We start from the raw sequence: 15202 nt of genomic DNA, 5'->3' as shown, positions 1-15202 counted from the left end.
AAAAGGAGTTAGTTCTCTCTATCTGTATTATAAACGTTTCCCCCTACAATAGAGAAAACAACATCCACTTAAAGAGGTGCCTAATAATGACAACAGAACATCTGAAGCGTACACAATGGTTCACACATGACCGCTTTGGCCTATTTATTCATTGGGGATTGTACGCGATTCCGGCGCGCGGCGAATGGGTACGGAACAATGAACGCACAACAAATGAGGACTATGAGCCGTATTTTAAAGAGTTTAATCCGGTACGATACAATCCGCGAGCGTGGGCACGGGCGGCGAAGCAAGCGGGCATGAAGTATGCCGTCATGACAACGAAGCACCATGACGGCTTCTGTTTGTTCGATTCTCAGCTAACGGACTATAAAGCAACCAATACGCCAGCGGGCCGTGACCTGATCCGTGAATATGTGGATGCATTCCGCGCCGAGGACTTAAAGGTAGGCCTTTATTATTCACTCATCGATTGGCATCACCCTGATTATCCTGCTTATGATGATCTGCACCATCCGCTGCGCGGCAATGAGGCGTATAAGGCGACTGAAGCGCAGAAAGATTTTGACCGCTATACGACTTATATGCATGGCCAGGTGAGAGAGTTGTTGACCAATTACGGTACAGTCGATATTATGTGGTTTGATTTTTCCTATGAGCAGATGACAGGCGAGAAATGGCGCGCTACAGAATTAGTGACCATGATGCGTTCCATTCAGCCTGATATCGTTATCGATAACAGATTAGGCGGCAATCTATTATCAGCGAACCCAGAAATGTATGCGGGTGACTTTTTCTCGCCAGAACAGATCCTGCCAGCTAAAGGCATTCGGAATGAAGCAGGGGAAGTAGTACCATGGGAAGCTTGCATCACATTAAATGATCACTGGGGATACCATGCGCATGACCATAATTATAAGCAGCCATGCCAAGTTATTCGCGGTCTGGTGGAATGCGTCAGCAAGAACGGCAATCTGCTGCTTAATGTAGGTCCGAATGCGAACGGCGAGATTCCACAGGAGTCGCTAGTTGTTCTGTCGGAAGTAGGAAAATGGATGGCGCATAATAGTGACAGCATCTATGGCTGCGCAGCATCTTCAATCGAGAAGCCGGAGTGGGGGCGGTATACGCAGTGTGGCAACAAGCTTTACGCGCACATTTTAGAACGCGGCATAGGCCCGATCGCACTGCCTGGGCTTGCAGGCAGAGTCCGTACGGCCCGCATACTGGCTGACGGTTCCGAAGTAAACATTACCACTCCGTGGAACGGAACGAATCAGGCAGTATTTCAAGACTGCTTGTTTATAAATTTGCCGTCGACCCAGCTTCCAGATAAGCACGACACCGTGATTGAACTGGTTCTGAATGAGACAGTATAGTTGGTGAATAGAGTAGAATTAATTATTGAAGTATGACATCTGCTAATCTGTTATAAGCATACTTAGTCACTCGTTATCAAAATACAATACGATGTTAAGCATTGAAACAATTTGAATACAACCTATGTATTGACTTGTCTTATCACTCAGACGGCATTAGGAAAATCCTAAGGATACAACAATTGTAATCGTGCACATTAAATTTGGCTTCTGTTACTGCAATAGTGGTAGTTGAGAGAACGTAATTGAGTAGATTGAGATGGTTTATGCTGATCTACTCAATTACGAAGTCGTAATTCTCGTCGTGATTTACATGTTACGTAAAACCATCACTTTAACTGCATCCGTTGGACTAACAGTGACAGATCGTCGAGAAGTGGAGGAATCCATTCGATAGAACCGGGGATGATGTCCTTCCCCCTATGGATCAGCCAATGCAGTGTTCGAATATACCAACATAAGCCACCGAGGTCAACCTGTTCATCGATGCTAATGTGCGAGCAAGCATAGTTTGAGCCACCTTGCTGTAGTTCATGTGTATAGGCATGAAGCATGTGGTCTCTGCTCACACCTGATCGTGATTGTGCTTCTTGAATGAGCCCATGCAGATCGCCAAGATGAGGACTGAGATAGGCATTAGACCAATCGATTACGAGAATTCTGTTATGTTGAACAATCAGATTTTTTGGAAAATAATCGTGGTGAACAAGAGCATAAGGCATGCAAGCATATAGCTCTTTCACTTTAGTGGGAAATGTATTGGCAGCCCACTCAAGAGATGGATTATATTGGAAATCATCATATGTTTGCAATTCGAATAATTGATCGATAAAAGCTTGCGCTGATATATCGTACTTCTGGCGAACGTGCAGCGGAACGGCGCCTAGCTCCAGATGCTTGATGGAGGATACACGAAGTCTGGCTAACTCTCTTGCGGCTTCCAGGAACAGCTCGGACTCAGGCTGCTTTTCCAGGTCATACGTGCCAGCATCTTCTATAAGGATGAGGCCACCGGAGGTATTGCTCCAATGATCATATAGATGAGGAACTCGGATATGCAGCGGTGCCAGCAGTTGAATATAGACATCAGCCTCACGGGCCATTTCACTGCCTCCCCATTTTATAATCCGCGAACCGCCTGACGCCAGCTTGATCCGATATACTTCAGATAAAGACCAGTGACGCAAGAGCTGCCATTGTGTAATCTGATCACCAATTGACGTGTTTTGGATATAGTGTTTACATTTTTCCGGAATTGACATGTTGACTGTCTCCTATGTTTTGTTGTCATTTCCGTTGCGCAACGTAATGACATTGTGCCACGCCGAATCAGAAAAATATAGACTTATAATTTCCGTTCTGTTAGGATGTTGAATAAGGTCTCGATAATTATCGAGGCCTTTTTTTGTAGTTTCTTTCTGTTTATTCCCGTTTCCCAACTCCCTATAATCTACTATATGTAACCCCATCCCGATGAAACAGAGCATAAAAGGTGCTTAAACAAGATCTCCCAAAAAACTAAGAATAGAAGTAACATTTTAAGATCATGGACGTCTGAAAAATAGCTGCGGGTTGGCACGAACCGTATAGCAAGCAGCTGCTTGCGTTTAAGGAACCTGCAAGTGTCAAGTAATTTGATATGAGTGGTTAACAAGCCCTTCCCTCCATCGCGGAGCTGCCGCACGTGAAGGGCCAGAGATACGATCATTTGAACGCTCTGTGGCCACTACATCGGAGCATCTGCCAACAAATAAGGTGAAAGGCTTGTTAGTTTGTATTTAGAGAGTAGGAACTAACGTTTTTAAGCCGTGCATATAGGGCTGCAAGGCATCCGGAATCCGGATTGAGCCGTCTTCCTGCTGATGATTTTCAAGCAACGGGATCAGAATGCGCGGTGTCGCTACCGCTGTATTGTTCAGGGTGTGGCAAAATGTCAGCTTCCCTTTGGCATCCCGGTAGCGGATGTTGGCTCGCCGTGCTTGAAAGTCATGCAAATTCGACGCTGAATGTGTCTCGCCATACGATTGCCGACTTGGCATCCAGGTTTCGATGTCGTACTGTTTATACGTCTTCTGCGCCATATCGCCTGTACAGACGGCCATCACACGATATGGCAGCTCCAGCAGCTGAAGAATCTCCTCAGCATGCCGCGTGATGTCCTGCAGCAGCTGCTCGGAAAGCTCGGGATCGGCTTCGCAGAGCACAACCTGTTCCACTTTGGCGAATTGATGCACGCGGTACAGCCCGCTGACGTCTTTGCCTGCAGAGCCCACTTCGCTGCGGAAACAGGTGGAAGCTGCCGCAAGCTTAAGCGGCTTGTTCATCTCAATGACCTCGTCAGCATAGCAAGAGACGAGTGGTACTTCCGATGTGCCTACCAGCCACTTGTCTTCATTGGCAATCCGATATACTTGATCCTTGCCCAATGGGAAGAATCCCGTACTCACCAGAGCTTCCCCGCGAACCATCAGCGGCACGTCCATCAAGGTAAAGCCGCGCTGCACCAAATAATCGAGCGCAAGCTGCTGCACGGCGCGATGAAGCATCACCCCTGTACCTTTTAAATAATAGTTGCGGCTTCCCGCTGTGTTGACGCCTCTTGGAATATCTACGATGTCGTGGAGATTACCGAGTTCCACGTGATCCCGTACCGCGAAGTCGAACTCAGGGCGAATGCCGACATGACGCACAGGCACATTGTCGGCGTCTGAGCGCCCAATCGGTGTATCTGGTGATACGATGTTTGGTACAAGCAGCATCAGTGCCGACAATTGCTGTTCGGCCTCTTGCAAGGCGACTTCTAGTCCAGCTAACTGATCATTAATACGGACAACCTGCCGTTTGACATCCTCGGCTTTTTCCTGTCTTCCTGCTTGCATATAGGCTCCAACTTCCCGCGACGATTGATTTCTCACTTGACGCAGATCATCTACCTCAATCTGCAGCTGTTTCCGCTGCTCATACACCGCTAGCACTTCCGATATTGATACATCGATTCCTTTATGAAGGGCCACCGCTTGTACCTCGTCTTGATATTCCTTGATCCAATCCATGCTTAACATTCTGCACCGCACTCCTTTGTCTAAAAAAATACAAAAAGCGCCCTCATCCGTATGGGACGAGGAGCGCTTGCTCGCGGTGCCACCCAACTTGACCGAATGCAAATGCATTCAATCCACTTTGGTTCCGCGGTAACGGGCGGTGCCGGTAAACTTAGGGAATGAGATTCCTTGACGAAAACGCCTCCGAGTTGGATGCTCTTCATAGGCCGTTTAATTATCATTTAGTTGAGTAGTAGTATAGCTCATTATTAACCTATTATTCAAGGGGGAAGTGCCTACACTTCTCATAATGGTATCCGCCGCATTACTATACATCGTGTTCGTACATGGACAGAGGGGACTAGTGATTCGGTGAAAGTGTCGATGAGGCACCCATAAAAATAAAAAGTGTTTAACTATTTTTATTGACAATGATATTCATTATCATTTATGATCAAGCTTGTAAATGAGAATGATTGTCATTATAGTTAATAGGCATTTTACATAAGCAGCAGGTTATGATTCGAATACGAATCGATAAACAAACTTTGTAATTTTAGCCTCTGCACGAGAGCGAATCGAACAAGCAGCTTCATTTTTTTTTACCGCTATTCCTTATTTCATATTTCTAGGAGGGGTCATTTATGTTACGTGTATTTAATCGCTCAGCTTCTAAGCTCGCACTTGCTGCGATTCTTGTATTTTCTTCTTTAAGCACGGCTGCAGTTGCAGCGCCAACAACAACGGTATCGAAGATTACAGTAACAGACTTTGCAGGGCGATCAATAACATTTGATAAGCCTGTAAAAAGCGTTGTCACGCTCGCGGCAGGAGATGCACAGATCGTAGCTGCACTTGGCGGCAATCTGGTCGGACGTCCGAAAACTTCTAATACTAAGCTTCCAAAAGCTGTACTTGATGCAGCTGTAATCGGATCGGCACACACGCCTAACTATGAGCTAATTACAGCCTTGAAACCCGAGCTTATTATCGGCAGCAAGAGCCTAAACGTGAAGGACGTGAAGGCGCTCGAAGCGACAGGGGCTAAAGTGTTCCTAACTAATTCCGAATCGGTTAATGAGATTAAGGAAAGCGTGCTGAAGATTGGCCAATTGTTAGGCAAGTCCGAGAGAGCCAAAGCGACCGCACAAGCGATGGATGTGAAGCTGCAGCTTGCAGGCAAGATTAACAAAGACAATCCCAAGAAAGCTTTGATCGTCTATGGTGCTCCAGGTACACTGCTTGCTGCTATGCCGGATTCTTTGCCTGGTGATCTGCTTACAAGAGCGGGTGGCAAAAATGTAGCTTCTGATTTTCCTAAAATGGAGAAGATGTCGGGATATGCACAGTTGAGCGCAGAGCGTGTCATCGCTTCCAATCCGGATGTCGTTTTCTTGATCACACATGGCGATCCTGAAGCGGTGAAGAAAGCATTTGATGCAGAGATTAGCAAAAATGCTTCATGGAGCAGCCTGACTGCGGTGAAGAAAGATCATATTGTCATCCTTCCTTCTCACTTGTTTGGCACGAACCCAGGTACCAAGATTTTTGACTCCTTGCAAGTGCTGGCGACTCATTTAAAAGAAGCGGAGTGATTTACGATGAATGCCGAACTGGAAGCGAGTAAAGCTTCCGGAACAAGTGCCCTTGGTCAAGATCCACGCAGGTGGAAGCGATTAGTAGCAATTATAGTCGCGCTGCTGCTTCTGATTGCGGCGTTCTTGTACGGCATGTCGACCGGCGCGGTTTCCATTCCGGTACGTACCATATGGGCCGTGCTGGTGAATAGAGAACCGTCTACAGAGGAACAGATCATATGGAATTTCCGTTTGCCGCGTACACTGCTTGCAGTTGTGGTTGGAATGGCACTGTCTGTATCGGGTGCATTTATGCAAGGTGTAATGCGTAATCCGCTAGCTGATCCGGGAATTATCGGTGTGTCGGCTGGAGCAGGATTAATGGCTGTCATTATTATGTTGATATTACCTGAAATGATATATTTGGTGCCAGCGGCGGCTTTCATAGGTGCATTTATCGCCGTTATGGTGACATACAGCTTGGCGTGGAAGCGTGGTGCTTCACCGCTGCGCATCATTCTGGCCGGTGTAGCTGTCAATGCGTTGGCAGGTGCGGTGACTTCCGGTGTAATGCAATTGTACAGCGACAGAGTTCAGGCTGTATTGCCATGGCTGTCTGGTGGATTGGGCGGTGTAAGTTGGTATCATCTTCAGATGATTCTTCCATACTTTGCAGTCGCAATCGTGCTGTCAATATTCGCGGTGCGTCATGCCAATATACTGATACTTGGTGATGATGCAGCTAAGCTGCTTGGTCAGAAGACGGAGCGGAGCCGCCTCTTCCTGATTTTTATCAGCACGTTGTTAGCAGGTATTGCGGTAAGCGTGTCTGGTCTTATCGGATTTGTTGGCCTAGTTGTACCGCATATGGTGCGGCTCATCGTAGGCAACAACTACAGTTACTTGCTGCCGGTGTCGGCTCTAGGCGGAGCGGCATTGGTCGTGTTTGCAGATACGGCGGCACGAAGCTGGTTTGATCCGCTCGAACTGCCGGTTGGTATTTTGCTGGCTGTTGTCGGCGCACCGTTCTTCTTATATTTATTGAGACGGGGAGGCGGCATCCTTGGGCGTACTTAATGTCAATCAGCTTGGTTATAGGCTGTCTGAGAAATTTGGACTTCACGAGGTCTCGCTGCAGGCAGAACAAGGTGAAAGGATAAGCATTATCGGACCAAACGGTTCCGGCAAGTCCACCTTGCTTAAGATTATGGCTCGGCTTATGACTCCCCATCAGGGAAGCGTCATGTTGAATGGGAGAGATATTGCAAAGATGAAGGGGCGGGACGCTGCAAGAATGTTGTCCATGCTTACCCAAATCCAGCCTGATTTATCGGAAATGACGGTACGTGATCTTGTACAGTATGGCAGACATCCTTACAGGAGTCTGCTGGCAGGCTCCTCGGAGGCTGATCAGACCATCGTTGAATGGGCGATACATGAGACACGGCTTGCACAGTTGGCAGATCGCCAGTTGGACTCCTTGTCAGGCGGAGAGCGGCAGCGCGCTTGGATTGCAATGGCGCTTGCCCAGAAACCGAAAGTGCTGCTCCTTGACGAGCCGACGACTTATTTGGATATTGCGCATCAGTTGGAGGTACTCGAGCTGATGAATCGCTTAAATGAGCAGCTCAACATGACGATTATCATGGTGCTGCACGACATGAATCAAGCGGCCCAATATAGTGATCGCATGATTGTGATGCAGGACGGCCGCATCGTTCAGAGCGGCACGCCGAATGAAGTGATGACGGCCGAGATGTTTGAGCAAGTATTTCGTATACGAGTTCGTATCCATCAAGAACAAACACGTCCTTATATATTTCCAATAGCCGTCTCGTCTGTATAATCTCATCTTGTGAAGGAGGAACCCAACATGATCGCCGTTACTAACCGACTCCGTACCCGTAAGGGTGAAGGGAATCATCTGAAGCAGCGCTTTGCGAAGCCCAAGCGTGTTCATCATATGCCAGGCTTTGTTAGTCTGGAGCTTATGACGAGCACTCAATCCGAAGAGTACGACGAATATGTCGTGCGTACCGTCTGGCAGGATCGGGAATCCTTTGAAGGTTGGGTCAATAGCCAACAGTTCAAGGAAGGTCATGCCCGCCGTGAGAAAGCGGATGACAGCATTATTGAATTCAAAGTCACGATCTATGATATCGTGCATCACCATCTTCCGGCAGAGTCCGAAGAATCTGTCGCAGCTGCGACAGGAGAGCAGTCATAGAAGAAGCCCCCGCTTCTTATGACATATATGTTTACCCAACCCCACTCTTTGAATGGATCAGCAATCGTCTCCCCGGGCGATTGTCTGGTCCATTCATTTTTTTGTTTATCTTGTGTCTAACTTGCTGTTGTTTAAGCGCTCAGGTTAATAACATGTTAACTTTATTTCTTGCTTGATAAGTACAGGTCATTAATGATACACTGGCTTTTAATTTTATAATTAACAGCGATGATCAAGGACATAAGCGCATGTTTGGCTGATCCAGAGAGGGAACCCATAGGTTGGGAGGTTCCTGCAGATGATGTGCGACTTCCTACTTTGTAGCTGCGACGAGGAAAGGGATAGGGCATTATGCCATAGGCGTGATGCGCTTTTTATCCAGTAAGCAAACGAGTACTCATCGCCGGAACGTTTCCGTTATAACGTCGAGAGCCGGAGTATTTGGGTACGCCGGTGAAAATAGGGTGGTACCACGAGCACATTCGTCCCTGACGAATGTGTTTTTTTGTTTTCATCTGAATACAGCGATACGCTTCACATTTGACATAAAGGAGAGATTTCGAATGAGACAAAGCCAATTGCTATCGCCAACTCTGCGTGAAGCACCAGCCGATGCGGAGGCGGTAAGCCATCAGTTATTGCTGCGAGCCGGGTATATCCGGCAGACGGCGGCAGGGGTGTACTCTTATTTGCCGTTAGGACGGCGTGTGCTTCGTAAATTGGAGCACATTGTGCGAGAAGAAATGGACATGGCTGGGGCTCAAGAGGTGCTGCTGCCTGCTATCCAGCCAGCTGAATTATGGCAGCGATCTGGAAGATATGCTCTTTACGGTCCTGAGCTGATACGTTTCCATGATCGGCATGAACGAGAGTTTGCGTTAGGTCCTACGCATGAAGAAGTGATCACGACGTTAGTTGGGGGCGAGGTGAATTCCTATCGCAGGCTTCCTTTGACGATGTACCAAATTCAGACCAAGTTCCGGGATGAACGGCGCCCTCGCTTCGGGCTGCTGCGAGGACGTGAATTTTTGATGAAAGATGCTTATTCCTTTGATACGGACTGGGAAGGGCTTGATCGCTCTTACTGGAATATGTACGAGGCTTATCATCAGATATTCACCCGTATGGGGTTGCAGTTCCGTGCAGTAGAAGCAGATCCGGGCTCTATTGGCGGAGAGGGAGGGACACATGAATTTATGGCGTTGGCAGCCATCGGGGAGGATACGATTGTTTCCTGTTCTTCGTGTGCATATGCCGCTAATTTAGAGAAGGCGCAATCGATTGCTGCACACAGTTCAAGGAATGAGAACAAATGTGAGATGACAGCAGATGGGGAGTCAATCACACCATATCCAGTAATGACTAAGCTGCACACCCCTAATATTCGTACGATCGGACAGCTTAAACAGGCGTTGGGTAAAGCTTCGCAACAAATGATAAAGACGCTGATTTATGTGGCAGATGGACAGGCGGTTGCGGTTGTTGTTCGAGGCGATCACGAAGTCAATGAGATTAAAGTGAAGAATACTCTTGGTGTAGCAGAGCTCCAACTTGCCGATGCAGAGACAACGTCCCGTGTTACGGGAGCACCTGTAGGATTTGCAGGACCTAGAGGGTTGTCTATTCCAATACTTGTGGATGAAGCTGTGGCGGGGGTCAAGGACGCGCTCATGGGAGCCAATGAAGTGGATTATCATTATGATCACGTAGTGCCTGGACGTGATTTCACTTTAGAGAGAATAGGGGATTACCGGAATGCAGTCGAAGGCGACTGTTGTCCTCGATGTGAGAGTGCACTTCAGTTTAGCAAAGGGATTGAGGTAGGACATATTTTTAAATTGGGTACAAAGTACAGCGAGACGTTAGCAGCGACTTTTCTGGATACAGCAGGAAAAGAACAGAACATGGTCATGGGCTGTTACGGCATTGGGATCTCCCGCTTGTTGTCAGCTGCCATTGAACAGCATCATGATGAGCACGGGATTATTTGGCCGCTAGCGATTGCTCCTTATCAGGTCCACCTCGTTCCAGTGTCCGTAAAAGATGCAGAGCAGACCAAAGTAGCAGAGCATTTGTATGAATGGTTGCGCCGGCATCACGTTGAGGTGCTGCTTGATGACCGGGATGAGCGGCTTGGCGTAAAACTGAAAGACGCCGACTTAATGGGCATACCGCTGCGTATAGTGATAGGCAAGGATGCAGCAAACGGCCTAGTCGAGCTGAAAGAGCGCTCTAGCGGCGAAAAGCAGATCATGACGGTTGAAAAGGCTTGCTTGCATATCCAAGCGGTACTGGAACAGGTGTAATGCGAGTGTTGTGAGGGGCCAATGTGCTGATTACATGGTAGCGGGCTATTCGATCCGTTGTCGAAATAGCCCGCCATACCTGGCCGGCTTACATGCGTTCCGGTGTCGGCAAGCCTAACACTTGGAGCGCGTCACAAAGTGTTTCCTTGAATTTGGCTGTTAGCCATACACGGAAGACTTGACTCTCGCGGCTTGCTTTCAGAATAGGGCACACCGCATAGAAGTTGTTAAACAGCGTTGCAAGCTCAAACGCATATGTGCAGATCGTGTTCGGTGCTAGCTCTTTGCAAGCGGACTGTAATGTATCTGGCCATTTGGCAATATGACGCAGCAGCGCGTATTCTGCTTTTTCGAGATGGGAGATATCTTTCGGTGCAGTTGGCTCGATACGATGCTCCTGTGCTGCACGCTGCAGTAAAGTCGTCGCACGTGCATGTGCATACATGACGTATACGCCCGTGTTGCCTGTAATTTCTGTTGCTTGCTGAAGATCCAGTACAACTTCAGTCTGGAGATTAAAGCGCAGCAGGTAATATCGAATGGCTGCGGCCGCAATATCACGGCTGCTCATACCAGTCTGATCTGAGCGCTTGTCTGTGATCACCTTCTCCATTAAATCGAGCAGTTGGGCACTCTTAATCCCAATGCCCTGACGACCAGACATGGCATAAGAGGATCTGCCATCAGAAGTATCCATGCCCAGCTCGCTTGCGGCATTTGGGCTTAGCGACACCACACCGTAGCTCACGTGATGCAGCTTCTCAGCCTGGGCCGTGAAGCCGAGCGTTTGCAGCGCTTGCTTGACCATTGCTTGAGGGTATTGTTGTCGATAATCGATTACATTAATGACTACATCTGCATGTCCGTATGAACGTGTAGTTCCTCCGGCACGAGTCGTCCATAAGGAATTTGTAAACGGTGAATAAGTGAAATCTTGGTTCAGAAGTCCGAACTTCCATAGATGATAAGCGATATCCTTGGCCGTATACGTTAGGATGCCGTTCGAACGAACGAGTACTTTGTCCTGATGATGCTCGGAATCGGCTGTCGTATCATCAGGAGTTGACGCGCCATCTCCCTGTGGTTCATGTTCAGACTGTCGCAGCACCCAGCATCCGGCAAGCTTGCCTTTATCGATCTGATAAAATGAGTCTGTCTGCTGGAGCAATTCAAAGGCTGAGTTCCAGAAGCCCTCTCTGACGATATTGCTCTCCCATACAAGCAAGTCATAGCAGATGCCGAAGCTGCCCATTTCCTCGATGTGCTCACGTACGATCCGTTCAGCTACGAGCATGCCAGTCCATGCAAGATTGTTGTTACCCTCTTCAAGGGCATGCAGTACATGAGAGCGCTGCTGCTGAAGTTCCATATCCTGCTCGTATTGTTTGTTCACATGAGCATACAAGTCCCAGCAGAAATCGCCAAAACGATCATGCTGATGCTTAATCGGTGTATGCAGCATGCCAACTACCGTATCAGCAAGTTGGTTGCCGAGATCATCAATGTAGTTATGGACTTCGACCGTGCAGCCTGTTCTTTGAAGCATCCGGACAAGCGTGTCTCCGATACAGGCATTACGAAGATGCCCGATGTGCGAAGATTTGTTAGGATTAATCGACGTATGTTCGATTACGATTTTTGTTTTATGCGCATGGGAAACGGGCATATCCTGCTGAGCCCACACTGTCCAATTGATAAATAAATTAATAAAACCAGGAGGCAGAACCTCTATTTTATTTACTAGCCCTGCGAACATCCCGTCCTCTTCCAGTCTTGTCTTGATCTGTTCAGCAATATGAAGCGGAGCTTTGCGCAGCGAGCGGGCTAATTGGAGGGCGATATTGGTGCTGTAATCACCGTGCTCCATACGTGATGGCTGCTCGATTGTGATTGGATTGAATGTCGCAATGGGACTACCGGATTCTTCTAAAATTGCAGCTGCAGCATGCTCTAAATGGGTTAACAGCGTTTGACTTAACATGCGATTTCCTCCTTATAAACATAATAAAAGCCCCCGTCTCTAATAAAAGAGACGAAGGCTATTGCATTCGCGGTACCACTCTTGTTGCCAAGCCGCAGCTTGACCCCTCTGACAGGATAACGGTCTTGGCCGGACGCGCGTACTTGCTAAGCTTTCTTTCAGCGCATCTTCTCACGGGTCCGTTTCATTCCTGGCAATGTACCGGCTCCCACCAACCCGGCTCGCTTGGACTACCACCATGAACTACTCTCCCGATCATTGAACATTCGGATGTAATTTTATACTATTATACCCCTTGAATTTTAGAAATCAACTTCGACGTTTCAAGAATTACACTTCTTATACAGTATTCTGATAAAATACAGACTGTAACTTCCTCAATTTAACATCAAGTCATAGATCCTATTTCAGCAGGAGGAACTAACCATGAATTATAAAAGGCTTGGCAGCAGCGGGATGAAGGTATCGATATTAGGGCTTGGCACGAATTCTTTTGGCAAACGAGCGGATGAAACGGAATCCGCCCGTATCTTGCATCACGCCGTTGACAGCGGCATTACATTTATCGATACGGCGAACATCTACGCACATACGGAATCGGAGCGGATCATTGGCAATGCCCTTGCTGGCAGACGGCAACAGGTAGTACTGGCGACAAAAGCAGGATTGGTCAAGGGACAAGGTCCTAATGAGCGCGGTTCCTCCAGATATCATCTGATGTTGGAGTTGGAACAGAGCTTGAGCAGGTTGAAAACGGATTACGTTGATCTGTATCAGATCCATACGTTTGACCCAGAGACACCGCTTGAAGAGACGCTGCGGACTCTCGATGATATGGTTCGCTCGGGAAAGGTAAGGTACATCGGCGCTTCTAACTACGCGGCATGGGAACTGATGAAAGCGATTGGTATTAGTGAAAAATGCGGTTTGAACCGTTTTGTGTCGACACAGACAAGTTATTCCTTAGCCGATCGGACACCGGAGCAAGAGTTGGTGGCGTGTTGTCTGGATCAAGGAGTCGGTATTATTCCTTATTTCCCGCTTGCAGGTGGAATTCTAACGGGAAAATATACATCATCAGAAGTAGTTCCCGCTGGATCTCGTGCGGAGAAGGATGATCATATTAAACGGTTCATTAACGATTCGACTCTTCCGTTGGTGGAACGTGTTCGTTCTATTGCGTCGGACTTGGGGTGCTCCCCGAGTGAGCTGTCATTGGCGTGGCTGATGCATCAGCAGGCCGTGTCTACGGTTATTGTAGGAGCAACCAAAGCTGAGCAGTTGGAAGCGAATCGCCGCAGCGTGGAGCTGAACTTAGATAGTGGCACCCTACAGGCGTTGGATGAAATAAGTGAAAAATTCAAGCATGGCAAGCCATTGGCCGTATACCGTTTACCCTGATTAAATGGTAGGACAGGGAGATTGAGGAGAGGTATATCCATAAGGATGAGGCTGATTTGTGCAAGTGTAGAACTTTCAGAGTACCCACATGTCGGCAATCTCTCAAGATCGCATAATAAAAAGCATACACTAAATGACACAAATAGTGTCAAAGAGGTATCTGCGATGGGTGATGATGATTGCCTCTAAGATGAAGTAAAGTATCTGATTGCTTTTCAGATGAAATAAGGTATCACAGCCAACTTGACCAGTTAATCATCGAGTGAAGGGATGCGGCATATATGTCAAAAGTAGATAACATGCTATCTATCCTATGGCTGTTAAAGACAAGGCGGCGGATGACGGCGAAGCAGCTCGCGGAGCAGCTCGAGATCCATATTCGCACAGTGTATCGATATATTGACGCTTTGTGCGCCAGCGGAGTACCGATTGTATCGGATTCGGGTCATCATGGTGGATACAGTCTGTTAGCTCACTTTCAGGACGTTCCGCTTATGTTTGACAATGAAGAGCAAAAAACGCTCATCCATGCAGCAAAGTTTGCGATTGAAGCAGGGTATCCGCATGAAGACGTATTACAAGGGGCAATCTCGAAACTGAGGCTGTACAGCAACGAAGAGCAGATCAGCGCGATGAACCGATATTCGGGTGGTTTGGACGTCATCCATCCCCCTGTTGATGAATCCATTAGAGGGACTCTTCAGGAGTTAGAGCTTGCGGGCGTGGATCTTGTTGCTGTATCCATTGAATATATGAAAGGTTATGGGACTGTGATTGAGACACGTCTCTTTAATCTGTATGGCCTCGTGTATTGGAAGAGCAAGTGGTATGCAGTGGGCCACTGCCACCTGCGGGAGGAGATCCGCAGCTTTCGAGTGGATCGGATCAAGATGATCCATCGCACGGAGATTCAGTATGAGAAACCAAAAGATTTCTCTGCGAAACAATTCTTTATGCAGTCGCTCCTTCCGAATTTAGACAATAAAGAACAGCTCGTAACTTTGGTTATTGAAGGCAGGGAGCAGGCGCTTGACGACCTGTGTGCGCATTGGTTATTGGGACATGCGTTGGTCGCTCGCTCGGATACTGCTGCTCGTTTCTGCCTTGATGAGCGCACGCTGGAGACTTTGCCTTACTTGTTGTTATCATATGGAGGCACAATTCGTGTTACTGAACCTGAATTTGTTATTGACCAACTAATTCAAGTGACGACACGTATGCTTCATTATTACGAAAGTCTGCGCATGACTGACCGTAATTGTCAGTAAAGCGAAGGTATGATAAAAGGGC

General features: G+C 47.7%; 11 protein-coding genes and 1 other annotated feature. Of the genes, 8 read left to right on the top strand and 3 right to left on the bottom strand.

What is annotated here, in order from left to right:
* Positions 1-86: 86 nt before the first annotated feature.
* Positions 87-1379, top strand: coding sequence for an alpha-L-fucosidase (locus MH117_RS16940; protein ID WP_239330388.1), 1293 nt, complete (start codon positions 87-89; stop codon positions 1377-1379).
* A 329-nt stretch (positions 1380-1708) separates the two neighbouring features.
* Here the strand turns inward: MH117_RS16940 and MH117_RS16935 are convergent, their stop codons facing one another.
* On the bottom strand, positions 1709-2641 hold the full coding sequence (locus MH117_RS16935) for a phosphotransferase (protein ID WP_239330386.1): 933 nt from the start codon (positions 2639-2641) through the stop codon (positions 1709-1711).
* Positions 2642-3157: 516 nt separating this feature from the next.
* Positions 3158-4441, bottom strand: coding sequence for a serine--tRNA ligase (serS, locus tag MH117_RS16930; protein ID WP_239330384.1), 1284 nt, complete (start codon positions 4439-4441; stop codon positions 3158-3160).
* A 623-nt stretch (positions 4442-5064) separates the two neighbouring features.
* On the opposite strand from serS, the gene MH117_RS16925 reads away from it, so the two are divergent.
* The 5 genes from MH117_RS16925 to MH117_RS16905 all read left to right on the top strand — a co-directional run bounded on the left by MH117_RS16925 (position 5065) and on the right by MH117_RS16905 (position 10530).
* Positions 5065-6015, top strand: a complete 951-nt coding sequence (locus tag MH117_RS16925; RefSeq protein ID WP_239330382.1) for an ABC transporter substrate-binding protein — start codon at positions 5065-5067, stop codon at positions 6013-6015.
* A gap of 6 nt (positions 6016-6021) precedes the next feature.
* The gene (locus MH117_RS16920; protein WP_239330379.1) at positions 6022-7074 is read left to right on the top strand and encodes a FecCD family ABC transporter permease; all 1053 of its coding nucleotides are present in this window, start codon (positions 6022-6024) and stop codon (positions 7072-7074) included.
* Positions 7061-7843, top strand: coding sequence for an ABC transporter ATP-binding protein (locus MH117_RS16915; RefSeq protein ID WP_239330377.1), 783 nt, complete (start codon positions 7061-7063; stop codon positions 7841-7843). The genes MH117_RS16920 and MH117_RS16915 overlap by 14 nt, the downstream gene beginning before the upstream one ends.
* A gap of 27 nt (positions 7844-7870) precedes the next feature.
* The gene (locus MH117_RS16910) at positions 7871-8224 is read left to right on the top strand and encodes an antibiotic biosynthesis monooxygenase (protein WP_239330375.1); all 354 of its coding nucleotides are present in this window, start codon (positions 7871-7873) and stop codon (positions 8222-8224) included.
* Between the two features lie 563 nt (positions 8225-8787).
* The gene (locus MH117_RS16905) at positions 8788-10530 is read left to right on the top strand and encodes a proline--tRNA ligase (RefSeq protein WP_239330373.1); all 1743 of its coding nucleotides are present in this window, start codon (positions 8788-8790) and stop codon (positions 10528-10530) included.
* Between the two features lie 88 nt (positions 10531-10618).
* Here the strand turns inward: MH117_RS16905 and MH117_RS16900 are convergent, their stop codons facing one another.
* Positions 10619-12511 (bottom strand): arginine--tRNA ligase, encoded by a 1893-nt coding sequence (locus MH117_RS16900; RefSeq protein ID WP_239330371.1) that lies wholly within the window; start codon positions 12509-12511, stop codon positions 10619-10621.
* 44 nt (positions 12512-12555) lie between these two features.
* Positions 12556-12779: a binding site (T-box leader), on the bottom strand.
* Positions 12780-12937: 158 nt separating this feature from the next.
* On the opposite strand from MH117_RS16900, the gene MH117_RS16895 reads away from it, so the two are divergent.
* Complete coding sequence (locus MH117_RS16895) at positions 12938-13912, top strand: aldo/keto reductase (protein WP_239330369.1); 975 nt, start codon at positions 12938-12940, stop codon at positions 13910-13912.
* 281 nt (positions 13913-14193) lie between these two features.
* Positions 14194-15180: a helix-turn-helix transcriptional regulator gene (locus MH117_RS16890; protein ID WP_239330367.1), complete on the top strand. Its 987-nt coding sequence runs from the start codon at positions 14194-14196 to the stop codon at positions 15178-15180.
* Positions 15181-15202 lie beyond the last annotated feature (22 nt).

Source organism: Paenibacillus sp. ACRRX (assembly GCF_022346885.1).
GTDB lineage: Bacteria > Bacillota > Bacilli > Paenibacillales > Paenibacillaceae > Paenibacillus_B.
Note: the sequence above shows the minus strand (reverse complement) of the source record. Positions and strands in the feature narration are given on the sequence as shown.